The 21883-nt window shown below is 59.1% G+C and carries 20 protein-coding genes and 1 pseudogene; 17 read left to right on the plus strand and 4 right to left on the minus strand.

The genetic code is table 11. The features are described 5' to 3' along the window. Window positions 1-230: 230 nt before the first annotated feature. A complete protein-coding gene (locus tag GR197_RS28850) occupies window positions 231-1172 on the minus strand; it encodes a LysR family transcriptional regulator (RefSeq protein ID WP_164015888.1) in 942 nt (313 codons plus the stop codon). A 154-nt stretch (window positions 1173-1326) separates the two neighbouring features. Here GR197_RS28850 and GR197_RS28855 point away from each other — a divergent pair, with 154 nt between their 5' ends. From GR197_RS28855 to GR197_RS28875, 5 genes and pseudogenes are all read left to right on the plus strand, one after another. Further along, on the plus strand, window positions 1327-1926 hold the full coding sequence (locus tag GR197_RS28855; RefSeq protein WP_246724723.1) for a nuclear transport factor 2 family protein: 600 nt from the start codon (window positions 1327-1329) through the stop codon (window positions 1924-1926). A 266-nt stretch (window positions 1927-2192) separates the two neighbouring features. Then, window positions 2193-3053 (plus strand): SDR family oxidoreductase, encoded by an 861-nt coding sequence (locus GR197_RS28860; RefSeq protein ID WP_164015828.1) that lies wholly within the window; start codon window positions 2193-2195, stop codon window positions 3051-3053. Between the two features lie 232 nt (window positions 3054-3285). Then, window positions 3286-4271: pseudogene (locus GR197_RS28865) on the plus strand (aldo/keto reductase). A gap of 185 nt (window positions 4272-4456) precedes the next feature. Continuing rightward, a complete protein-coding gene (locus GR197_RS28870; protein WP_164015830.1) occupies window positions 4457-5617 on the plus strand; it encodes an NADH-dependent flavin oxidoreductase in 1161 nt (386 codons plus the stop codon). A 74-nt stretch (window positions 5618-5691) separates the two neighbouring features. Further along, window positions 5692-6531: an SDR family oxidoreductase gene (locus tag GR197_RS28875; protein ID WP_204330452.1), complete on the plus strand. Its 840-nt coding sequence runs from the start codon at window positions 5692-5694 to the stop codon at window positions 6529-6531. Window positions 6532-6861: 330 nt separating this feature from the next. On the opposite strand, the gene GR197_RS28880 is transcribed toward GR197_RS28875, so the two are convergent. Next, window positions 6862-7044: a hypothetical protein gene (locus GR197_RS28880; protein ID WP_164015831.1), complete on the minus strand. Its 183-nt coding sequence runs from the start codon at window positions 7042-7044 to the stop codon at window positions 6862-6864. A 328-nt stretch (window positions 7045-7372) separates the two neighbouring features. Continuing rightward, window positions 7373-7996: a nucleotidyltransferase family protein gene (locus tag GR197_RS28885; protein ID WP_164015832.1), complete on the minus strand. Its 624-nt coding sequence runs from the start codon at window positions 7994-7996 to the stop codon at window positions 7373-7375. A 544-nt stretch (window positions 7997-8540) separates the two neighbouring features. Here GR197_RS28885 and GR197_RS32555 point away from each other — a divergent pair. The 7 genes from GR197_RS32555 to GR197_RS28920 all read left to right on the plus strand — a co-directional run bounded on the left by GR197_RS32555 (window position 8541) and on the right by GR197_RS28920 (window position 15704). Then, a complete protein-coding gene (locus GR197_RS32555; RefSeq protein ID WP_246724724.1) occupies window positions 8541-8735 on the plus strand; it encodes a cytochrome P460 family protein in 195 nt (64 codons plus the stop codon). Window positions 8736-8755: 20 nt separating this feature from the next. Further along, window positions 8756-9430, plus strand: coding sequence for a DUF4405 domain-containing protein (locus GR197_RS28895; protein WP_246724725.1), 675 nt, complete (start codon window positions 8756-8758; stop codon window positions 9428-9430). Window positions 9431-9689: 259 nt separating this feature from the next. Beyond that, window positions 9690-10181 carry a (2Fe-2S)-binding protein gene (locus GR197_RS28900; RefSeq protein WP_164015836.1) on the plus strand — a complete coding sequence of 164 codons (492 nt, stop codon included), beginning with the start codon at window positions 9690-9692 and terminating at the stop codon, window positions 10179-10181. Beyond that, on the plus strand, window positions 10178-11170 hold the full coding sequence (locus GR197_RS28905) for an FAD binding domain-containing protein (protein ID WP_164015838.1): 993 nt from the start codon (window positions 10178-10180) through the stop codon (window positions 11168-11170). Before GR197_RS28900 ends, GR197_RS28905 begins: the two co-directional genes overlap by 4 nt. Continuing rightward, complete coding sequence (locus tag GR197_RS28910) at window positions 11167-13548, plus strand: xanthine dehydrogenase family protein molybdopterin-binding subunit (protein ID WP_164015840.1); 2382 nt, start codon at window positions 11167-11169, stop codon at window positions 13546-13548. The genes GR197_RS28905 and GR197_RS28910 overlap by 4 nt, the downstream gene beginning before the upstream one ends. A 57-nt stretch (window positions 13549-13605) precedes the next feature. Further along, a complete protein-coding gene (locus GR197_RS28915) occupies window positions 13606-14544 on the plus strand; it encodes an XdhC family protein (RefSeq protein ID WP_164015841.1) in 939 nt (312 codons plus the stop codon). 266 nt (window positions 14545-14810) lie between these two features. Next, window positions 14811-15704, plus strand: coding sequence for a LysR family transcriptional regulator (locus tag GR197_RS28920; protein WP_164015843.1), 894 nt, complete (start codon window positions 14811-14813; stop codon window positions 15702-15704). A gap of 519 nt (window positions 15705-16223) precedes the next feature. Here GR197_RS28920 and GR197_RS28925 read toward each other — a convergent pair. Then, window positions 16224-17516, minus strand: a complete 1293-nt coding sequence (locus GR197_RS28925) for a CpaF family protein (RefSeq protein WP_348643312.1) — start codon at window positions 17514-17516, stop codon at window positions 16224-16226. Between the two features lie 493 nt (window positions 17517-18009). Between GR197_RS28925 and GR197_RS28930 the strand changes: the two genes are divergently transcribed. From GR197_RS28930 to GR197_RS28950, 5 genes are read left to right on the plus strand one after another with little or no spacing between them, the layout of a single operon-like run. Next, a complete protein-coding gene (locus GR197_RS28930) occupies window positions 18010-18213 on the plus strand; it encodes a hypothetical protein (RefSeq protein ID WP_007628054.1) in 204 nt (67 codons plus the stop codon). A gap of 13 nt (window positions 18214-18226) precedes the next feature. Then, a complete protein-coding gene (locus GR197_RS28935) occupies window positions 18227-18790 on the plus strand; it encodes an A24 family peptidase (protein WP_164015845.1) in 564 nt (187 codons plus the stop codon). A gap of 5 nt (window positions 18791-18795) precedes the next feature. Further along, entirely contained in the window at window positions 18796-19593 is a 798-nt protein-coding gene (locus tag GR197_RS28940) for a TadE/TadG family type IV pilus assembly protein (RefSeq protein ID WP_164015847.1), read from the plus strand. Continuing rightward, window positions 19590-21230: a pilus assembly protein TadG-related protein gene (locus tag GR197_RS28945; protein WP_164015848.1), complete on the plus strand. Its 1641-nt coding sequence runs from the start codon at window positions 19590-19592 to the stop codon at window positions 21228-21230. Before GR197_RS28940 ends, GR197_RS28945 begins: the two co-directional genes overlap by 4 nt. Continuing rightward, window positions 21202-21882, plus strand: coding sequence for a TadE/TadG family type IV pilus assembly protein (locus tag GR197_RS28950; RefSeq protein WP_164015850.1), 681 nt, complete (start codon window positions 21202-21204; stop codon window positions 21880-21882). The genes GR197_RS28945 and GR197_RS28950 overlap by 29 nt, the downstream gene beginning before the upstream one ends. Window position 21883: the final 1 nt, after the last annotated feature.

Here is a 21883-nt window from a genome sequence, read left to right on the forward strand (position 1 = left end):
TGTTGTCATGCGTTTGATCATTGCGGTCTGGAGGAAGGCAGTCAACCGCTAAGCCGAAACAACGTTACAACACCCAAATAACGTGTCGCCTGTTCACGGAATGACGTGCAGAGAGTTCGATGCCCTTCAAGGCGGCCAAGCTGAACATTCCGAAAGCGCGATCGCGCCGACCAAGCCAGCTGCGATCGGCATTGTCTTGATCGTGAAGTCTATGCCAGTATATCAACGGTTCATGCGAGGGCGAATGCGGTATCCCACGGCGTAGGATCTGGGAAAAGCTCGACGAGAAACGCAACGAACGCCTTTACGTTCGGATTGCCACGCCGACTTTCCGGCCACAGCGCCGTTATGTGGTGCCTGTCCATCCAGTAGGTCTTCAGCACTGGGACGAGTTCGCCGCGGGCGACGTACGGACCGGCAATGTACGTCGCCGAAATGCCGATCCCGCCGCCGTTCACGAGGATCGCCACGACCGCATCGCTGTTGTCTACGACGATGTTGGCGTTAGGCAAGATCTCCTGGATCCGCTCACCGGTCCGGAAGGGCCATCGCATTGACTGTCCCGAACTCTGATAACGGAAGTTGACGCAGTCGTGCCCATCGAGGTCCTCGGGGCGCGTCGGAATGCCACGCCGCTCGAGGTAGGCTGGCGACGCGAACGCGCAGACCCTGTTCGGCGCAAGTATCCTGGCGATAAGGCGTGAATCGACCGGCTGGCCCACGCGAATTGCCACGTCGATCCCTTCCTCGACAAGGTCTGTGAAGGTATCGCCTAAGCGCAGGTCGATAGAGACCTTGGGGTAATGCTCCCGGAACGCCGGGAGATGCGGACTGATGAGATGCACTCCAACCGGAAGAGGCGCGGTGATCTTCATCAATCCGGCAGGTTCGGCCCGTGTCGCGGCTGCGGCCTGTTCGATTTCCTCGGCCTGCTGCAACAGGCGTAACGCCCGTTCATGAAGTGCAAGCCCTTCAGAAGTCAGGGTCAAAGAGCGCGTAGTGCGGCTGAAGAGCCGGACTCCTAGCCGTTCCTCCAGGCGCTGCACGCTCTTGCTGATCGCCGAGGGAGAACTCGATAGGGAGCGAGCGGCAGCGGTGTAACTGCCAAGCGATGCGGCACGAGCAAACGCTATGATACCTGTCAGTCGGTCTATTCCGATTTGTTCCGCCATGGCACTATTAAAGCGAACATCGCCCAGATTATCAATCGATGAGTTTGGATCTATTCGTCCTACCACTGCATCACCGGATGCCGGAATGTGGTCCATTACACTTCAAGTGTCTTGGCGCCATCGATCTGACGATCGCAACGATATGGAGACATCGATGTCCAACTTTAAAAATCTCGGCTTTGGCCTTGTTCTGGCAGTTGCCACGGCCGGAGCAGTATCGACTGCTGCCATGATGGCTGCGCCAGCCGCGGTAGCCCAGGAAAACAAAGCCGACGTATCCGACAACGTCGGGACCGTCGCCGACTTCCTCAACAACACCGGTGCCGACAAGGTCGAGGCAGCTGCCAAGCGTCTGGTCGCTCCCGATGCTACGTACATTTCGTTGAACTTCGACAACCCGGAACTCAAGCAGATCATACCGTGGGTCGGAACCCAGAAGGGGCCAGAAGCCTACAGCAACGCGATTATGCGGGTTCAGCAATTTGGAACACTGGAGGACTTCAAGGTTCTCGACATATTTGGAGAAGGTGAGAATGTTGCCGTCTTCGGCCAGTTCACCTATCGCGCCAAAGCAACCGGGATTGTCGTTACGTCACCCCTAGCTATTCGCGCCAAGGTCCGCGACGGCAAGATCGTGTTTTTCCAGTTCATGGAAGATAGCTACGGGACGGCCTCCGCGTTCCGGGTGAGCGGCAAGTGGACAGTGAAGACCGATCCTGCCGGTTCGACTTTCGAAGTTGGCAAGGACAACTAAGCCAATAGGGGCTTCGAATTCGGACAGTCGATGCGCTCTCAAAGCTGTACCGCCGCGAAGATCGAGGGGCGGAAAAGACGTTCGGGCAAGAATCGCCGCTAGTCAGAAACCGGCCTTCTAACCTCATGCAAAGCCATTGCGCTTATTCCAGTCCAAGCCCCTCGTTCCCTTGCCTAGAGCGCTCGAAGCGGCGACCGCATCGCAGCGTTCTGCGATGTCAATCGCCAGATTCAAAAAACCTAAACACCCAGGAAAGTGAAAGCACCATGACCGATCAGAACCACGATCAACCTCAGGCATCCATGTCGCGTCGCGGCCTCCTGAGCGCCGTAGCGATCGCTCCGCTGGCGGCGGGCGTAGTTGTGGAAACGGCCTCTGCGCAGACCGCTCGCGGCGGCACCGGAAAAGCGGCCATCGTGACAGGATCGTCCCGTGGAATCGGCGCCGCTGTGGCCAAGCGTCTTGGGCGCGAGGGATACACGGTGACCGTGAACTTCGTTGTGAACCGCGATCTCGCCGATGCGGTCGTGCGCGACATCGAGAGTGCAGGCGGAAAAGCAATCGCGGTCCAGGCAGACATAAGCGACCCCGACGCGGTGCGCCGACTTTTTGACGAAAACGATAAGGCTTTCGGTGGCGTCGACGTTGTTGTCGCAAATGCGGGGATCATTCGTCAGACACCCATGAGCGACATGACGGATGAAAACTTCAATCGATTGGTTGACGTCAACATGAAAGGCGGCTTTTACACAATGCGCGAAGCTGCACGGCGCGTTCGTAACAACGGTCGCATCATCACGTTGTCTTCCACCGTCGCGCACGCGAGACTACCCGCCTCCGGGCCCTATGGAGCCACCAAGGCCGCGCAGGAGATCTATGCCAATGTCCTGGCCAAGGAACTGGCAGGGCGCATGATTTCCGTCAACGCGATAGCGCCGGGTCCGGTCAATACCACGCTGTTCACGGACTTGAATAACGCGCAGGCGATTGCCGGTTTTGTCCAACGCACGCCGCATCATCGACTCGGTGAACCGGAGGACATTGCGAATGTCGTCGCTGCCTTGTGCTCGTCAGACGGCATGTGGGTGAACGGCCAGACGATTCTCGCGAATGGTGGTCTGATCTGAATCTCACGGCTCAGGCAGAACCCGCGCATAGGCGGCTGCCTGATGCCATAGGACGGCCGGGCAAACCTTCTTTGCCAAGGAGTACTGCTTGTTTCAGAAATGGCATCGATAGCCCTATGCAGTTTTTGCGGTCTAATCCCCCCCGTTTCTAAGCATACATAGCGGGCATAGATCGCAGCCTTGGTTGCAGCGTTGCGGTCTCAAATCCTACGAGCAAAACAAGGAGCTCTCTATGAAGTATCGGAAACTCGGCAATTCGGGAGCGTCAGTATCCAACCTTATTCTGGGCACGATGGGGTTTGGGACTGAGACGCCCGAGAAGGAAGCCTTTGCGATCCTGGATGCCTACCTCGAAACATGATCGACACCGCCGACGTTTATGGCGGAGGGGCGTCGGAAGATTTGTTGGGCCGGTGGCGTACAGGCCGGAAGGACAAGACCGATCGGTTGTTGGTCGCTACCAAGGCCCGCTTCGGTACCGGACCGGACGTCAACGACGCGGGCACCTCGCGTCCTCACCTGCACCGTGCACTCAATACGTCGCTGCGACGTTTGGGTGTCGAGGCGATCGACCTCTACCAGATGCATGGATGGGATCCATTGACCCCGGTGGAGGAAACGCTTTCCTTCCTGGATGCAGCGGCACGCGCCGGCAAGATCCACTACGTCGGTCTCTCCAATTTCACGGGGTGGCAGCTGCAACTGGTGCTGTCTACCGCTCGGGCAATGGGCCTGCAAGTACCGATCACGCTGCAACAGCAGTACAACCTTGTCTATCGAGAGATCGAATACGAGGTGGTTCCGGCAGCACTCCACAATGGCATTGGTATACTCCCGTGGTCACCGTTGGCTGCAGGGTTCCTGAGCGGAAAATACCACCGCGAGGCTGAGCCTGCCGGGGAAACGCGCCTCGCCAAGGGCGGCTCGATGATCGCGCATATGGGCAAAGAACTCTATGCCGCCGATCGCAACTGGAACACCATCGAGACCGTTCGCCAGATCGCCGGCGATATCGGCTCAACTCCGAGCCAGGTCTCGCTTAGCTGGGTCACAAACCGGCCCGGCGTATCGTCCAGCATAATCGGTGCCCGGACAATGGAACAGCTGCAGGACAACCTCGGTGCGGCTGACCTTGACCTTGACGAGGCGGCGACGGCTAAACTCAATGCAGTGAGTGCGCCGCAGCCGAATGACTATCCCTATGGCCGCTCGTCTTAAGTCACCCGCCCATGTGGCAAGCCTGCCGTAGCTGATCCTGCGGCAGGATTTTTTTCTGGCTGCCCACGGTCGTATTCAGAAGCCCAGTTTCTAACTTCATGCAGATTAGATGGAATAATCAACACCCGTCTTCGTTGGTAAATGTCTGTTCAGAAACAGCCACACCGCAAGAAAGACTCCGTATCATGAACGCTCCACTCTTCGAAACGTTTACCTTTACGAATGGATTGACCCTCGGCAACCATGTCGTCATGGCGCCGATGACCACCTGGTCAGGAAACGACGATGGTACCGTTTCCGACGAGGAAATGGGCTACTATCGGCGTAGGGCACAAGGTGTTGGCCTGGTGCTGACAGGTTGCACGCACGTTACAGCGAATGGTATTGGTTTCACCGGCGAGTTCGCGTCCTATGACGACAAATTCACACCAAGTTTGCGCCGGCTGGCAGAAGCCGCCAAAAGCGGCGGAGCGCCAGCGGTGCTTCAGATTTTCCACGCCGGCAACAAGGCCGAGGCAAGTCTGGTACCTGCCGAGGATATTGTGAGCGCCAGCTCTGTCCCGGTTGCTGCAGGTCCTTTCAACGCCGCTGGAGTGATACCGCGCCCCTTGAGCCATGATGAAATCCTCGACGTGATTTCTGCCTTCGGCGCCGCCACGCGCCGCGCCATCGAAGCCGGCTTCGACGGTATTGAACTCCACGGCGCACACGGTTTCCTGCTTCAGAACTTCTTCTCGCCGCTTTCCAATCAGCGTGACGACGAGTGGGGTGGGTCGCCCGAAAACCGCATGCGCTTTCCGATCGCCGTTGTCATCGAGGTCAAGCGGGTCATTAGCGAATTTGCGAAGCGGCCCTTCCTTTTGGGATATCGAATTTCGCCCGAGGAACCCGAAGAGGGCGGTCTTCGTATCAATGACGCCTACGGTTTGATCGACCGTCTTATCGAAACCGGCGTGGATTACGTCCACGCGTCCCTGAGCAACGTGCTTGAAGCAAAGCCCGTAGACGGCGGCGACGATCGCACGATCGCGGAGCTTATCGCCACCCGCGTGGCAGGACGGGTCCCGGTCATCGCGGCCGGCCAGGTCAGGACACCTGACCAGGCAAAGAGCGCGCTTGACCTCGGTCTTTCGCTCGTGGCGGTCGGCCAGGGACTGGTCATCAATCCAAACTGGGTGGAGCTGTCGAAGAATGGTAGCGAAGATCAGATCGAGGTGGAGGTCAGAACTTCGAAAGTTCCTGAGATCGAGATTCCTGGCAAGCTGTGGGGCGTCATTCAGGCCGCCACAGGCTGGTTCAACGTCAGGGACGACCGCACGGAAGTATCAAAAAAAGCAACGGCCTAGTACCTCCTCCCAAACCCCGGCGGTGTTGGCGAACCAGTCAACCCGAACGGGATCTGATACCAAGGAAAAGATCTATGAGTAAAGTTTGGATGATCACCGGCGCCGGCCGCGGCATGGGCCTGGACTTCGCCAAAGCGGTTCTGGCGTCCGGCGACAAGCTGGTTGCCACCGGCCGCAAGCCAGAGCGCGTCGCCGAGGCAATCGGACCGTCGGAAAATCTGCTGGTGACCACGCTTGATGTGACGAAGCCGGTCGACGCGGTGTCGGCCGTCAACGCAGCGACCGAGCGTTTCGGGCGCCTCGATGTGCTGGTCAACAATGCCGCAAGCTTCTACGCCGGCTATTTCGAGGATCTGACACCGGAGCAGATGGATCTGCAACTGGCGAGTGGTCTCATCGGCCCCATGAATGTCACGCGCGCCGTGCTGCCAGTTATGCGGCGCCAGGGGGCCGGCAAGATCGTATCCATCTCATCAACGGCAAGCCTGGTCGGCTTTGAATTCTGCAGCGCCTACGCCGCCGCAAAGTTTGCGCTGGATGGCTGGATCGAGTCACTGCAGCCGGAAGTGGCGCCACTTGGTGTCGAGACCATGATCGTCAATCCCGGCTTCTTCCGCACGGAGCTTTTGAGCGAGGATTCAACCCAATATGCTGCGTCCGCCGTCAGCGACTACGCCGAACGGCGAGCCCAGAACATGGCTGGCTGGAAGTCCGCCAACGGCCAGCAGCCGGGTGATCCGGCCAAGCTCGCACAGGCCCTGATCACGCTGGTCAACCTGCCCGAGTTGCCCCGCCGCTTCATCGCCGGCGCCGACGCTGTCGGCATGGTCGAACAGAAGCTTGCCCTGGTGCAGCAGCAGATCGATGCCCACAAGGAACTGTCCAGCTCTCTTGCCTTCGACACACAGGCTTGAAAGCACTGTGAGCGGGTGCCACAAGCGACCCGCTCATGCTTCTGAATTCTACCATCGCCAAAGTCGACGAGCAGAGCTGGTCTTGAACAGCCGTCCACCGCGAGAGCATGTCACCAAGAGGACGATTAGGAGCACGACCGCGTAACCGATCTGGGTCATTGTTACCAGCAAGCCGACTTTTCGAGTCGATACCTGAAGCGCAGTGGCGATTTCGTTCCGGAGCGGCTGTGCCCAGTAGAGGTTTCCAACGGCGATCCCGCCTGCGATCACAAACTACACAGCGAGCCTGCTCGATACCATTGCCCTGCCGGTGCCTCGCATTTACGTTGCTTAGGTGCACTGCGTGACTTTCACTGAACCCATTTCACCAGCCATCGCGGACCAGCCTGCCTGCACCGTCCCATGCAGATCCAGACTTGCGAGCGCCATGCCGCGAAGAACGACGGCAACGAGCAGCACGCCGGAACCCAGGCTGAGCGCATCGACATGATAGTCTTTTGGATCGTATGACATCTTCATAAGTTCCTGATTGCGTCCTTGAGGACAGCTTTGGATCAATTCATACGAGCGTTATTGGCCAAATCCAGATTGTTGATAACCCACGCAATTCCGCATGAGTTTAGAAACCAGGTTTATGAATGAGCGGCAAGGCGACGTGCCTCGGCCTGTCGGCTACGTGAAGCATGCATTGGTATAGCCGTCACGATGATGTCTTAAAGTGCGCGGGAAACCGGATGCAAACATCTCTGTGATCTGGGCGGCGAATGCATCCGCGCGGGCAACGGAGAAACTAACCGACGGCGGACCAGGTGGAACCTGCCAAACGGTCTATTGACGCGGCTCAGCCACGCAACACGCCTCCATTTTCAATAATGGCCGTCGGCGTATCGACATCAAGCAAAGCGGCCGGACCGATATCGATCGTGATGACCGGGAGTTTGCTATCGGCAATCAACTCTCGTGCCCCGACATCGCCTGACAGTCTGATCAAGCGGTCGTAGAGCACTTGGGGGAACAAGACGGGATGTCCAGGCTTGTCGCAAAAGCTGGCCCGCACAATCGATTCCCCACCGGATTTCTGGAAGGCCTGTATCAAACTGTCGATATGCCCGGTCACGATGCCGGGCATATCTGCCAACATGACAAGCACACCATCGCACTCAGCAAGTTGAGGATGCGAGACCCCGCAAGCCACCGAACTCGCCATGCCGATCAGGTAAGACGGATTGAACAAGGTGGCGATATCGAGGCCCGTCAAGGCCTCTTCGATATCTCCTTGCCGATGGCCCGTCACGGCAACGACCGGCGTAGCATTGGAGGCTAGCAATACAATTGCGGAACGCCGCACCAGCGGCACGCCATCGAACTCAGCCAGCAGCTTGTGCTGGCCGTTTTCTCCCATGCGCTTTGCCTGTCCAGCCGCCAGCAAGATGGCTCCGACCGAAACGCCTTTGCGTTGTTCCATGCTTCCTCGACTACTCTCTTCGGTTCTACCATCGGATGGGTCCGTAGAACTGGGGGCCCCGCGCAATTTCGTTTGAAGCGGAAACGGACAAGCCAGTCGCTGGACCAACCGATTTAGAAGGCTGCTTTCTAACCCCATGCAAACGAAGGTGTCTAATGCGCCGGGGCGCGACAGGGTAATCTTACGATTGAATGTCTGTGTCCATTTACTCCCCAAACTCAACGTGAGGACCCTGAATGCCTTCATCGAGACAACGATCGGTCCGCGCAGGCATCGCTGGCATCATCTGCTTATTTGCCGCAATCGCCAGTACAGGCATGATGGGCGGCCAAGCGCTAGCGCAGGCAACCGGCAATCGTGCGACCTTCCCCAAAAATTTCAAAGAATACGTGGTGTACGGCACCTATGACCGCGGATCTTCTAAAGAAGAGGCCTTTGCTACTCGCGAAACCATAGCGATCGCTAAGTCCGGCCAGCCTTTGCCACCAGGCACCCAGTTGGTGCTCGGAATATGGACCGATTACAAGCTTGTGGTTATTTCGTCATGGAAAAAGGAGTCGATTGGGGCCTTGCCTCCTCCGAGGACGAGCGGACCGGCGACTGGCATTTCCAGCAGTTCGATACCAACGGACAGGTCAAGCGGGAAGCAATCGCCGATCGCTGTCAGTCGTGCCATGGCGGGCAGGTCGATAATGATTTCATGTTCACGACCGAAAAAATGCGGGCTTACCTTCCTTGACGCCGCTTTTTCTCTTTCGATTGATCCTGGACCTGCTCGCGGTCAGCCTGTTGCTGGCCGCTTTCGCATACAATTGGTTCGGCAACGCAGCCCACGAGATTATCGGCACCGCGATGTTCGTTCTGCTGATCAGCCACAACGTCTTTAACCGGCGCTGGTACGGCGTCGTGACGAAAGGCTGGCGGGAGCCGCGCAGCATTTTCAGCAAGACGATCACACTCTGTCTTTTGGTTATGATGGTGGGGCTGATCATCACCAGCGTCATCATTTCGCAGACCGTCTTCGACTTCCTGTCACTTCGCAGCAGCTTCATCGCGCGACAGATCCACGCGCTTATCGCCTATCTCGTACTCTTGATTGCAGCCCTTCATGTGGGGCTGCAATGGTCGATGATCATGCGGGCTGTGAGACAGGCCCTGCAAGTAGAGAAGAATACCCGAATTCAGACCGTTGCTATGCGCGGCATGGCATTTCTGATTGCGATCTACGGCATTCATAGCCTTTTCGTTATCGATATCGGACCCAAGCTTCGGATGGAGACGGCCTTCAGTTTCCGGGACTTCGAGGCCGCGCGAGCCGAATTTATTCTGCGGCATGCGGCGATCATCTCACTGTGCGCTATAATCTCGCATTACAGCCTCAAGCTGCTCGGCCTTTACAGGAGAGATCGCGGCGCTCCAGGGATCACGCGGTGAATTGTCAGGCATAGGTGATATCGCATTCTGAATCCTCGCCATGAACAGTCAGGTTGGAACCATGGCAAACGCCACGCCGATTTTGGCCAATGCGCGGCCGATAATGACCCCTTCTGTCTGCCGACCTCATCCTGATCCCGGCGACATCCCTCCGATTTAGCAATCCCCTTTCTAACCTCATGCAGTCAGGAACGACTAATCGCTCGTCATCAATGGCACTAGGTTCGATCGTCGATACCTGGGTTCGAGAGGAGACGAGATGTCAACTGCCCGACAATTATCGCTTGAGGTGAATGGCAAAAGCCATGACCTCCAACTCGACATACGAACGACGTTGCTTGACGCGCTTCGCGAGCATGCCGATCTGCCCGGAACGAAGAAGGGCTGCGATCACGGACAATGCGGCGCCTGTACCGTTCACGTCGATGGCCAGCGTGTCCTGAGCTGTCTCACCTTGGCGGCCCAGGCCGAAGGCCGTCCGGTCACGACGATCGAAGGCCTGCAGTCCTCCGACGGTGTGATGCATGCGGTTCAAACCGCCTTTATCGAACATGATGCCTTCCAATGTGGATACTGCACGCCTGGCCAGATCATGTCGGCCGTCGCTTGTATTCGCGAAGGCCATGCCGGCACGGATGAGGATATCCGTGAGTACATGAGCGGCAACATCTGTCGGTGCGGCGCCTACCCGCATATCGTGGCCGCGGTGCGCGATGCTGCAAGCCGCCTTAAGAAGGAGGCAGCACGATGAGAACCTTTGATTATCTCCGGGCTGAAGACACGTCCACAGCCATCGCCGAGGCCGCCAAGCCCGAAACAAGCTTCCTTGCGGGTGGCACCACGTTGCTCGATCTCATGAAACTGGATGTCGAGCGCCCGGCGCACCTGGTCGATATCACCCGACTGTCCGGTCTCGACGCGATCGAGGTATCGGCAGATGTCATCCGGATCGGCGCGCTTGCAAAGATGAGCAAGGTTGCCGATCACGCCGACATCAAGGATGCCGCGCCAGCGCTGTCCGAAAGTCTCTGGCGAGCCGCCTCGGCGCAGCTGCGCAACATGGCGTCCATCGGCGGCAACCTGATGCAGCGAACCCGTTGCACCTATTTCCGCGACCCGGGAGCCTATCCGAACTGCAACAAGCGCAATCCAGGTTCCGGCTGCGCAGCGCTGGAGGGTGTCAACCGCAACCATGCTGTGCTCGGCACCAGCGACGCCTGCATCGCCATCTATCCCGGCGATTTTGCGGTCTCGCTTGTGGCTTTCGACGCCACCGTGCTCGTTCGAGGATCGATTGAGCGCCGCATTCCCGTCGATGACTTTTACCTGCTACCGGGCCAGACCCCACATATCGAGCACCACCTTGCACCCGGTGAGATGATCGTCGGCATCGAGATCCCGCGTGTCGCCGCGTTGAAGCGCTCGCATTACCTCAAGGTCCGTGATCGCGCATCCTACGAGTTCGCCGCCGCCAGCGCCGCCGTCGGCATTGAACTCGAAGACGACGGCAAGACGATCCGCGATGTGCGCATTGCCGTCGGTGGCGTGGCAACCAAACCTTGGCGTCTGCGCACTGTAGAAGACACGCTGAAGGGCAAGCCTCTCGACGAGGCGACGCTTCGGACTGCTGCTGCAGCCGCCATCGATGGCGCAAAGTCGAGCGGACACAATGCGTTTAAGATCGAGCTGACACCGAAGGTCGTGGCCCGCGCCCTGATGACGGTAGGAGATATCGCATGACAGACAAGAACGATTTCGCACTCGACCGCCGCACCGTCATGAAACTCGGCGCCGGCGTCGCTGTTGTCGCCGGCGCTGGTGTTAACCTCGCGCCAGGCGCTTTTGCCGCCGAACCGGCCGCTGCAAAGATGCCAGCTCTTGGTTCCCGTCTTTCCCGCGCGGAAGGTCCATTGAAGGTCTCCGGCCAAGCCCGTTATGCCATTGAGCAGAAGCTTGAAAACATGGCCTATGGCGTGACCGTCCAGTCGACCCGTCCGGCAGGGCGCATCGTCAATATCGACACCTCGGCCGCCAAAGCTGTGCCTGACGTCATCGACGTCTACACCCACGAGAATACTTTGAAGATCAACAAGCCGACCGTCTACAGCAAGGGCGGCGGCGCCACGGAGGAATTTACGCCGATCCAGGACGGTGTCGTCCGGTTCAACGGCATGCATATCGCCCTCGTGGTTGCAGAAACCTTTGAAGCCGCGACGGAAGCGGCAGGCCTTCTCACGGTCGAGTACGAGGACGGCGATGCCATTCTCGACATCAACGATCCCAAGGCAAAGGCGCAGCTCATCGAACCGATGGGAGCGGCATGGGGCGATGCGGCGGCGGGGTTGGCCAGCGGCGATGTCAAGGTCGATGTCACCTATACGACCGCGCGGGAATACAACGTGCCGATGGAGCCGCATGCGACCATCGCCTCCTGGGATAATGGCAAGATCACCGTTTGGGAGCCCAGCCAGTGGGTTGGTGGCGCCAGAAGCGTCGTGGCGGAATTCCTGGGCATCGATATAGAAAACGTGCGGGTGATCTCGCCTTATGTCGGTGGTGGCTTCGGGTCTAAGATCGGCGCCCATCCCCATGTCGGACTGGCCTGCGCTGCTTCGCGCAAGCTTAACCGGCCCGTCAAAGTTTCGCTCACCCGCCCCCAGACATTTACGGGCCTCGGCGGCCGTCCGGCAACCCGGCAGACGCTTTCCATCGGCGCCTCGAAGGAGGGAAAGATCACATCGATCGTCCACGAGAGCTGGAATGAGACGGCGATCGACGAAGTCCATGTCGAGGCCTGCAACAACGTGACCAAGATCATGTATGCGACGCCGAACTTCTCGACGCGTCTGAATGTCGTGCCTGTCAATACCGTCCAGCCCGGCTGGAAGCGCGGTCCGGGCGAGAACCCTAGTGCATATGCGCTGGAAAGCGCGATCGATGAGCTGGCCTATGCGCTCAACATGGACCCGGTCACTCTGCGCCTTGCCAATTGGGCAGAGATCGACCCCAGCAACAGCATGCCTTGGACCACGCGGCAGTTGCAGGAAGCCTATGCCGCCGGCGCTGAAGGCATTGGCTGGTGGAAGCGCAACCCGGTTCCACGCTCGATGCGCGAAGGTCGCGAGCTCATTGGCTATGGAATGGCCGCTGGTTCCTATCCGATGATCCGCACTGCCAGCGAAGCCAAGCTTGTCTTCCATGCCAGCGGGCAAATCGAGGTCCTCAGCGCAGCCACCGACATGGGAACGGGTACCTATACCATCCTCGCCCAGACCGCCGCGGATGCCTTGGGCGTTCCCGTCGAGACTATCGTTGTGCGGCTGGGCGATACCAATCTCCCGAGATCGGCGCTCGCCGGAGGCTCCCAGCAGGCCAATAATCTTTCGGGTGCCGTGGACAAGGCTGCCAGGAACGCGCGCGATGCGTTGCTGAACCTTGCCGCATCCGATCCGAAGTCGCCGTTGCAGTCCTTGAAACTGGCCGAACTGACCTTCGAGGACGGCGCAATACGCCCGAGCCGTCGACCGGCGGGTGGCATCAGCATCGCGGAGTTGCTGAAGGCCGTGGGCAAGGACAAATTGGAGATAGAGGGAAATACCTTTGCTCCAGGCGCCACCGAGGACACGAAAAATGCCGCCGACCGCAGTTTTGCCCAACTGAAAGGCGCCGTCGAAGGGGGCGTTTCGGCCCATAGCTGGTGTGCCCATTTCGTCGAAGTTCGCGTCGACGAGGATTTTGGCACGATCCGTATCAAGCGCATGGTTTCGGCCTTCGACAGCGGCAGGATCTTCAATCCGAAGCTCGCCGAAAGCCAGTGGATCAGCGGCATAGTCATGGGGATTGGGCAGACGCTGCTGGAAGAAGGATATGTCGACCAGCGGGATGGACGGACAGTCAACGCAAACTTTGCCGACTATGCCGTGCCGGTCAATGCAGACGTCCCCGATATCCAGGTGATCTCCGTTGGTATTCCCGACATGCAGGCAACGGCGCTTGGCGGCAAGGGGGTTGGCGAAATCGGCGTTGTTGGAGTTGCCCCTGCCATCGGCAATGCCGTCTACCATGCGACGGGCAAGCGAATCCGCAGCCTGCCGATCACCCTCGAAAAGCTGGCTTGAAAAGACGACCGCTGTGGCAAAGCCTTGCCGTAGCGGTCTCATTCGTTAGGACCCTTCATGCTGACCTCGTTTTCCCTGCTCCACTCGCCCGCCTTACCCTTCTGCGCCTTCATGACCGATGACCCTGAGGCGATCGTCAACTATGCGGCCGATGGCGCCGGGACGAAATACGGAAGCGCATTGGTGACGCTTGTCGAGATCCGCGGCGGTGCTGCCCGCGCACTCGGCGCTCAGATGGCCGTTCGTGGCGATGGTGGTTATTGCGGCTATGTTTCCGGCGGCTGTACGGAAGCTGCGGTAGCTGCAGAGGCGATTGCAGCGATTAATAAAGGTATCGACAGATACCTCCGCCTCGGCGAAGGCTCACAGTTCTTCGACATCATACTCCCATGCGGCGGGGGCATCACACTGGCGGTTCATGTCGTCAAGGACGTGAAGCCGCTCCGTCAAATTCTGTCGGCGCTCCAAAGGCGCAAGAGGATCGCGCTGCGTTATGACCCTGGCACCCAAACGATAAGTGCCGTCAAGTCGCAGGAGAAAGTAGCGGGCGTTTGGAGTGGTCCATCGTTCTTGCGTTCCTATAGACCAAACCTCCGGCTGGTCCTCTGCGGACGCGGGATCGAACTCGCGACAACATCCAGGGTTGCTCTTGCCTCGGAATTCGAAGTCCTGTCCTTCGATCAGACATCCCGAGATTTCGACACCGGCGCCATCGACCAGGATACAGCTGTCGCTTTGCTATATCATGATCTCGACCAGGAACTGCCTTGGCTGAAGGCAGGCCTGCGCGCAAAGCCATTTTACATCGGTGCACTCGGCAGCCAACGAACCCATGAGCGCCGTTGCGCGGCGCTGTTGGCAATTGGCTTTACGCGCGCTCAGACAGACCGGATCAAGGCGCCGATTGGGATGTTCGGACCAACGCGCGATGCGAATGCTCTTGCACTTTCGGTGGTGGCAGACGTCGCTCAGGCATACTCTGTCCATCAGCCCTAACAATCCGCGGAATTTAGGATCGAGCCGCCCGACGCAGATCGTCAGATGGCATTTACTCTTGTCACCGATACTTTCGACCATCACAGCCCGAAATAGTGCACCCATGCGTTTCTGGCTTCGCGAAGGCTGGCGCATGGCTAGGCCGAGCCGACCGCCTTCGGCGACCAGTCGCTCACGACAATTCAATGTGTTGTGAGGCGAATACGACGGAGACGAACAGTCGCCATACGGTATAATCAGCCTGAAGCTAGAAACAGGATCGATGAATGAGAAACGGCGACTTTAGCGAACTTGCAGCCTTTATTGCCGTCGCCGAAGCCGGGACTTTCACGCGCGCGGCCGCCAAGCTCGGACTGTCTCAGTCCGCTGTCAGTTATTCGGTCAGGATGCTCGAACAGAAACTCGGAGTGCGGCTGATCTCTCGCACCACTCGAAGCCTGTCGCTGACGGATGCCGGTCAGCGGATGCTACGAAACCTTCGGCCCTCGTTCGAAAACATTGAGAATGAGATCGCGGCAATTACCGCACTTCGTGACAAACCCTCTGGCACGATCCGCATCACGACGTTTCGGTATGCTGCCACCAGCGTGCTCTGGCCGGTTGTGACGAAATTCCTGGCGGAATATCCAGACATCGAAATGGAGATAATTCTCGACGAGGGACTGACGGATATTGTCGCGGACCGCTTCGATGCCGGGATTCGCGTTGGAGAACAGGTTCAAAAAGATATGATTGCGGTCAGGATTGGGCCCGACCTTCGTATGGCAGTTGTGGGCTCACCAACCTATTTCAAGAACAGGAAAATCCCGCAAACACCTCGGGACCTCGGCGAGCATTTGGGCGTTAGCTATCGACAGACGACAGGCGGCGGGTTGTATGCCTGGGAATTCGAGCGCGACGGCGAGGAACTGCAAGTCCGAATGAACGGTCCGCTGATTATGAACGATGGTCTCATGCTGGAATCAGCTGCGTTGGATGGGCTGGCGCTTGCCTATACGTTCGAAAGCCAGGTTGCCCCATACGTCGCGGACGGCCGATTGATCAGGGTGCTTGATGACTGGTGCCAGCCTTTTTCGGGCTATCACCTGTATTATCCGAGTAGACGCCAACACACAGCTGCGTTTGCTCTGCTCGTCGAAGCGCTTCGTTTCAAAGGTTGACGTTAGCTCATCGCTCACAGCGTGGATGTCAACGCATCAACCGCATCGAAATCAAAGATGCACCAGCCCTTACTGAGGGTCGGTGGTTGGGTTCCCTTCAAGGCGAGGAATTGCACAGCCGCTGAGTCATCGTTACCTTCGGGGAGCAGTCACCGGGTCGAAAAAGGACACGTTCGGCATGCCGGTAGCGGGTCATGGCTTCTTCCTGTCCTGCACCTCGCGCACTTCGCTCCTAGTGGCGAAGAATCGGAGGCCTTAACATGACGCTTCATCACACGAACGGGCAGCGACGATCATGTACGAGCGATGCATTGCCTGCTTGGATGCCCGTGCCTGGAAAGTGGAAGCATTGGTCGCAGCTGGAGGTATCGTATGGTGATCCTCAGCAAAAGGAGAGAGACTGTTTGTCGCCGATCCCTCTGGCAAACCCGTAACATCTACGCAGTTATGCTCAGCTCGTTTGCTGGCAGCATTATGAGTGCGTCGCGTTGAAGCGAGCGTTCTCGTCTTCGAGACGCTTCAGCTTCTTACCAAGCTTGAAGAGGCCTTCATCCACTCCGAGGGATCTGCGCCTTGCAGCTCTTCCACCGCATCGGAAGCGAAACTCGGCACGACGCCGGTCCAGAGCAGGGCGCCGTCGGAGTTGGAATGGCCGTCGCCCTCAAGCTTATAGATGCTCTCGACGATATATTGGCCGTCCTCGTTGAGGCCCTTGATCTCGGAAATCTCGATCACCCGGCGTCGTCCGGTGCGCTTGAAGCGGGCGATCTGGACGACGACGTCGACCGCCGAGGCGATCTGAGCGCGCAGCGGCCGGAGCGGCATATCGATATCCGACATCAGAGCCAGCGTTTCCAGCCGGTGCAGGGCGTCGTAGGGCGTGTTGGCATGCACGGTCGATAGGCTGCCGCTATGGCCGGAGGTCATCGCCTGGATCATATCGAGCGCCTCGCCGCCGCGGCACTCGCCGACGATGATGCGGTCGGGCCGCATGCGCAGCGACGAGCGGAACAGCTCACGGATGCTGGCGCCGCCGCGGCCGAAACGGTCGGGCTTCGTCACTTCGAGATAGACGACGTGCTCCTTGCGGATCTGCAGTTCCGAGGTGTCCTCGATGACGATGATGCGTTCGTGGTCGGCAAAGGCTTCCGACAGTGCGTTCAGCATCGTCGTCTTGCCAGTGCCGGTGCCGCCGGAGATGATGACGTTCTTTTGCAGCCCCACGGCCGACTGCAGCAGCGACAGCGACGCCTCGGTCAGGCTGCCCTGGGTGACGAGGTCGCGGATGCTGCGATGTTCCTTCAAAAAGCGGCGAATGGAGATGCAGAGGCCGGTGCGGGCGGCGGGCGGCTGGATCATCTGGACGCGCGAACCGTCCGGCAAACGCGCCTCGACGCTCGGCTCTTCCGGCGTCAGCCGTTTGCCGGAGAATTGCGCGATGCTGCGCGCAGCCGATTCCAGGTCCTCGCGGCTGGCAAAACGTGTATCGGCGCGTTCGAGCTTGCCGCGTCTTTCGACGAAGATGTCGGATGTGCCGTTGATCAGGATTTCGGAAACACTCGGATCGTCGAGCAGGAAGCGGATCGGGCCCAAGAGCTTGTCCAGTGCCCGGGTCAGGACCTGGAAGGTCGCCTGTTCGGCGGCGTCGTCGGAAACGGCCTTCATCAGAGCGGCATCCCCACTAGAACCGTGCTCATGCCGAACAATGTCGCCATCATCTGAACCGCGGTCGGAAAGAACATCATCAGTGGAATGAGGACCAATGCAAGTATCAAGATGCTGCTCATCGTTTCCATCGTTTTCTCTCCGGATCGACTAGCGGATCATACCCGCCATTGCAGGAAAGCTTAATCCAGATCGTCAAGCAACGCCATGGCCGCGTCGCGCTGAGACAGCTCGCAGGACCCCCTGCAGGCGCATTGTTCTATCGCTTTGAAAGAATTGACCAATTATGGAGCAGTAGACAAAGGTGCATAACGTCGCCACAGACTTCGAATCTGCCTGAAAAACTGCAGCGTGTTCAATCGGTTAGTTGCGAAATCCTGGCGTCAACTCAATTTTCCAACGCCATGCCTCCAAGGCAATTGGAACCCTTCGTTTCGTTTGCTTGACGGAGGGCTGGCCTTGGGCGCACTCTTGGGTCTTAATGGTGTTGCTCAACAAGCGTTGGCCGCCGGGGAAGAAAAGCCGAAGCAGAACATATCATTGGAACGAGCAACGTGCTGGTTCGGATCGATACCGTATGCTTGGTAATCTTCTCTCAGGTCTTCGATCCGAAACAAACCTAGGAACGAGGAATACGCAGATGTTTGGAAAACTCAAGACTCTCGCAATTGCACTTCACCAGGACGAGCGCGGCGACATGGCCCAGATCGTCCTCGCCGTCGCCCTGATCGTCATTCCGCTGATGCTGATCCTTCTCGCATTCGGCAAACAGATCGGCGAATGGTTCAACGAAAAGAACACGGCGCTCTCGGATGCCGAGAGAATTCCCGAGCCGGGTCAATAAGCGGGCCGGGATCATGGATACGACCTATGATCTGACCCTGATGCCTGCGGCGGCGGCTCTTGCCGTCGCCTGCGCCACGACCGCGGCGGTGCTCGATCATCGCCAGGGTCACATCCCGAACGCCGTGACCTATCCCTGCCTGCTTGCCGGCTTCATGCTGGCGGCAGTCAGCGGCGGTCTGGCCGGGATCGGCCTTGCCTTTGCCGGCCTCATTGCCGCCGGCATGATCTTCATCATCGCCTTCGCAGCCGGAAGCTGCGGCGGCGGCGATGTCAAGCTGATGGCGGCGCTCGGCGCCATTCTCGGCCTCTGGCCCGCCATCGACGTGACGCTTGCATCGCTGATGGTCGGCGGTGTGATCGCCGTCTTCTCGATGGCGCGGCGTGTTCAGTGGACCGTGCTGGCCAGGAACGTCGGACTGTTCGCCCTGCTCCTGCCTGCCGGTTTCCGCGATGCCGCATCGGTGCTGAAGCCGCGCGAGACACATCATACCGTCCGCTTCGGCGTTGCTGCCGCTCTCGGACTTCTCTGGTGCCTTTTCATGCCTGATTTCACCCCTCTTTCACTCGTGAGGTAACGGCAATGCGCGCTGAACTCGAACGCCCCATCTTCGACGGTGCCTTCTGGAGTTCGATCCTGCACTCACGGACCTTCTGGATCCCTGAGGATCACGGCGCGCTCTTCGGCACCTTTGCGGTCGCCATGATTTTGTTTGCCTCGATGCTGCTGCTGCCGCGGCTTTCCGCTCGCCGGCGCCGGATATCGGAGCTGCATGGCGATATTTCCGGCAGCACGACGATGATGGATTTCGTGCTCGTCACCCCGGTCTTCGTCTTCTTCATGTTCGTGGTGTTCCAGTTCGCGATCCTGGCGAAAAACCACCTCTTCACCCATTATGCCGCCTATGCGGCGGCCCGCAGTGCCCGCGTCTATTTCTGCCCGGCCCTGCCGATCACCCTCCGGAGCTTCATCGACGCTAAGACCTGCGATGACGACGCCGCCCCCGGGAAGGCCGATCTTGCCGCCCGCCTGGCGCTGATCCCGGCCGCCCCCTACGACCAGCTGAAATGTGTCGGCGCCTGCCAGCCCCCGGAAGAGGCGCTGAAAAGCCTTGCCGATGCCTCCGGCCTTTCGAAGAACTGGCGGGCGATGCGCAACCAGGCTCGCTACATGTTCGACCCGCAGAACGTCACGGTGACCGTCGACCGCGCGCCGATGGCGCTCTATGCCGCCATCAACCGCTCGCCACATGTGCCGGTGACCGCCAAGGTCGAGGCGCGCTTCCTGCTGCTCGAATATGCCGGCTGGGTCTTTGCCCGCGGCCAGAGGAAAGACGGCCGCTACTACACGATCTCGACGGCGGAGGTGAACCTGCTATGACACCGACCCTGATCAAACGCCTGCACCGCGACGAACGCGGCTTCCTGTCGCCGATCATCCTCTACATGACGATCGCGCTCGCCCTGATGATCGTCTGGATCCTGAATACGGGACAGATGATCTACGACAAGCAACGCACGCAGGACACGGCTGACGCTGCCGCTATGGTCCATGCCGACTGGGAAGCACGCTATCTCAACATCATGGCGATGAACAATGTCGCCTCCTCGCAGGCAACCGTGGTCATGGCGACCTCGGTCGCCTTCCAGCTCACCTCGGCGGAACTGGCGCTGCGCTCGACGGCCATCCTGGCGAAACTCGCCGAATATTCCTTCACGGACGGCTTCGGACCGGCGTCGCTTCTGCCGCCGCTTCCGCCGATGCCCTATTGCCCCGGCTGGGAAAAGGTCCCGATCGTCGGCGGCATCATCTACGGCGCTTGCCTGGCTTTCCAGGGATTCCGGGCGACGGAAGCCAGTCTTGCGATTGCATACACGGTAAAAGCGCAGATCGATTATGATCCCTGGGGCCTGATCGTGAAGTCCAGCGACATCATCGACGCGATGAACGACCTCAACGACTATCTCGTCGAGAGCTTTCCGCAGCGGGTCGGCAATGAGGCCCTGCATCTGGTGCGCCTGAACAAGTCGGATCACGTCGTCTTCCATCCGCCGTGCCAATCCTGCGACCAGGCCGGAGAAGGTGCGGGCGGCAACCTGCCGGTCGATCGCGATGGCATCAATCCCGCCTCGGCCTATGCTGAAATGTGCCTTGCGATGAGCAGGGGTACGGAGGGACAGGACCCGTTTCTGATGCGTGGCGAATATGCCAATCGCGGCTTCCCCAACGGCAAGGGTCCGCTGACTGCGGGCGGAGTCGACGGCAGCCATATTCGCGACTTTGTCAACCACAAGAGTGGCATCGACAATGCGCTGGTGAACTTCTACATCTTTTACGAAGCCTTCGGTCCGGCCTATCTGAGCAAGGTGCCGTTCAAAGCGATTGTCGAACAATATGCCGGCGATCTGAGCTGGCTGGAAGAAGCAGCGCTCGATGTCAGTTTCTGGCTCGCCGACAAGGTCTTCGGTGTCGGCTTCGGCATCACCAACCCGTTCCAACTGCCGATCGATGTTCCGCCGCGTTATTCGGACTCACAGACGAAGGACGAGAACGATTTCACCCGCAAGTTCGATACGATCTGGGATGGGGTCTGCAGCCCGGCGGGCGCTGCGATTTCGATGGCAGGCGCACTGCCCGTCGTCTCCTTCCCCAAGCCCTACTGGCTGAAGGGACGCACACCTTTCAACTTCACACCGTTTGGCGGCGAGCAGCTCGACGACTACCAGACGCTGACGATCGTTTCACGCGCCCCGCGGGCCCGGCTGCAGATCCGCATCTTCAAGGACAAGACCCCATCCGCCTATGCTTTGGCGCAGAGCTGGGTCCACAACTATACGGCCTTCGATCTTTACACCCAGGATTGGCTGGCCTCGCTTGCGCCCGCCACGCTTGCCGACGATACCGGCGAGGTTTCGAACACCATCAAGCAGAGCCCGGCCGCCGATAGTTTCACCGGCCTGACCCGCGTCTTCGACAAGGGAGGAGCCAATGCCTGGGCTGCCGTCAACACCCACTGAACATGCCGGCGGTGCGCCGGCTGGCGGCCTGCTGATGCGGCTGCACCGCGACAGGCGCGGCCTGGCCTCGATCGAATTCGTGCTCGCAGCACCGGTCATCCTGCTGATCGTGATTTTCATGATCCATGCCAACCGGATTGCCACCAAGAAGGTGGACACCATGCTTGCCATGCGCAACGCCGCCTTCGCCGAGGCGAATGGGCTGGACTGCACGTCGGATTTCTCGAACGTCTTCCCGCTCCCCTCCCTGCCGGCGCTGCCCGGACGCGACGCCATGAGCTGCTCGCGCACGCCCTCGCATGAAGGCGACGGCGACCCTCAGCGAACTTTTATCTGGGATGACGTCCAGAACACCCTGAAGAGCGACGGTCGCGACTTCGGCGACATGGTCGGCGACCTCGCCAATGAAAAGCCGCAGCTCGTCACCGCGACGGCCGACCGCGTCTACAAGTTCAGGGATTCCGATGACCTCGATACGATCAGGAGCATCCGCTGGAAGGATGCGTTCACCGTCGACGATGCAACACTGTTTGCTTCGCACAACAACGACACGACCAGCCGTGGCTACGACCCGACGCTGCGCCGGGAAATCCGCGATGTGGCCGACGATTCCGGCGATCTGTTCGACGGCGTCTTTCCGGGAGCGAAATAAG

Origin of the sequence: Rhizobium phaseoli, from assembly GCF_010668805.1 — a bacterium.
In the GTDB taxonomy this organism is placed as follows: Bacteria; Pseudomonadota; Alphaproteobacteria; order Rhizobiales; family Rhizobiaceae; genus Rhizobium; species Rhizobium phaseoli_A.

Coding starts and splice junctions, on each gene's coding strand:
- GR197_RS28940 (WP_164015847.1), top strand. CDS start 18,796: ATGCGCGCTGAACTCGAACGCCCCATCTTCGACGGTGCCTTCTGGAGT.
- GR197_RS28850 (WP_164015888.1), bottom strand. CDS start 1,172: ATGGCGGAACAAATCGGAATAGACCGACTGACAGGTATCATAGCGTTT.
- GR197_RS28900 (WP_164015836.1), top strand. CDS start 9,690: ATGTCAACTGCCCGACAATTATCGCTTGAGGTGAATGGCAAAAGCCAT.
- GR197_RS28880 (WP_164015831.1), bottom strand. CDS start 7,044: ATGTCATACGATCCAAAAGACTATCATGTCGATGCGCTCAGCCTGGGT.
- GR197_RS28855 (WP_246724723.1), top strand. CDS start 1,327: ATGTCCAACTTTAAAAATCTCGGCTTTGGCCTTGTTCTGGCAGTTGCC.
- GR197_RS28950 (WP_164015850.1), top strand. CDS start 21,202: ATGCCTGGGCTGCCGTCAACACCCACTGAACATGCCGGCGGTGCGCCG.
- GR197_RS28885 (WP_164015832.1), bottom strand. CDS start 7,996: ATGGAACAACGCAAAGGCGTTTCGGTCGGAGCCATCTTGCTGGCGGCT.
- GR197_RS28920 (WP_164015843.1), top strand. CDS start 14,811: ATGAGAAACGGCGACTTTAGCGAACTTGCAGCCTTTATTGCCGTCGCC.
- GR197_RS28875 (WP_204330452.1), top strand. CDS start 5,692: ATGAGTAAAGTTTGGATGATCACCGGCGCCGGCCGCGGCATGGGCCTG.
- GR197_RS28945 (WP_164015848.1), top strand. CDS start 19,590: ATGACACCGACCCTGATCAAACGCCTGCACCGCGACGAACGCGGCTTC.
- GR197_RS28860 (WP_164015828.1), top strand. CDS start 2,193: ATGACCGATCAGAACCACGATCAACCTCAGGCATCCATGTCGCGTCGC.
- GR197_RS28935 (WP_164015845.1), top strand. CDS start 18,227: ATGGATACGACCTATGATCTGACCCTGATGCCTGCGGCGGCGGCTCTT.
- GR197_RS28870 (WP_164015830.1), top strand. CDS start 4,457: ATGAACGCTCCACTCTTCGAAACGTTTACCTTTACGAATGGATTGACC.
- GR197_RS28905 (WP_164015838.1), top strand. CDS start 10,178: ATGAGAACCTTTGATTATCTCCGGGCTGAAGACACGTCCACAGCCATC.
- GR197_RS28915 (WP_164015841.1), top strand. CDS start 13,606: ATGCTGACCTCGTTTTCCCTGCTCCACTCGCCCGCCTTACCCTTCTGC.
- GR197_RS28930 (WP_007628054.1), top strand. CDS start 18,010: ATGTTTGGAAAACTCAAGACTCTCGCAATTGCACTTCACCAGGACGAG.
- GR197_RS28910 (WP_164015840.1), top strand. CDS start 11,167: ATGACAGACAAGAACGATTTCGCACTCGACCGCCGCACCGTCATGAAA.
- GR197_RS32555 (WP_246724724.1), top strand. CDS start 8,541: ATGGAAAAAGGAGTCGATTGGGGCCTTGCCTCCTCCGAGGACGAGCGG.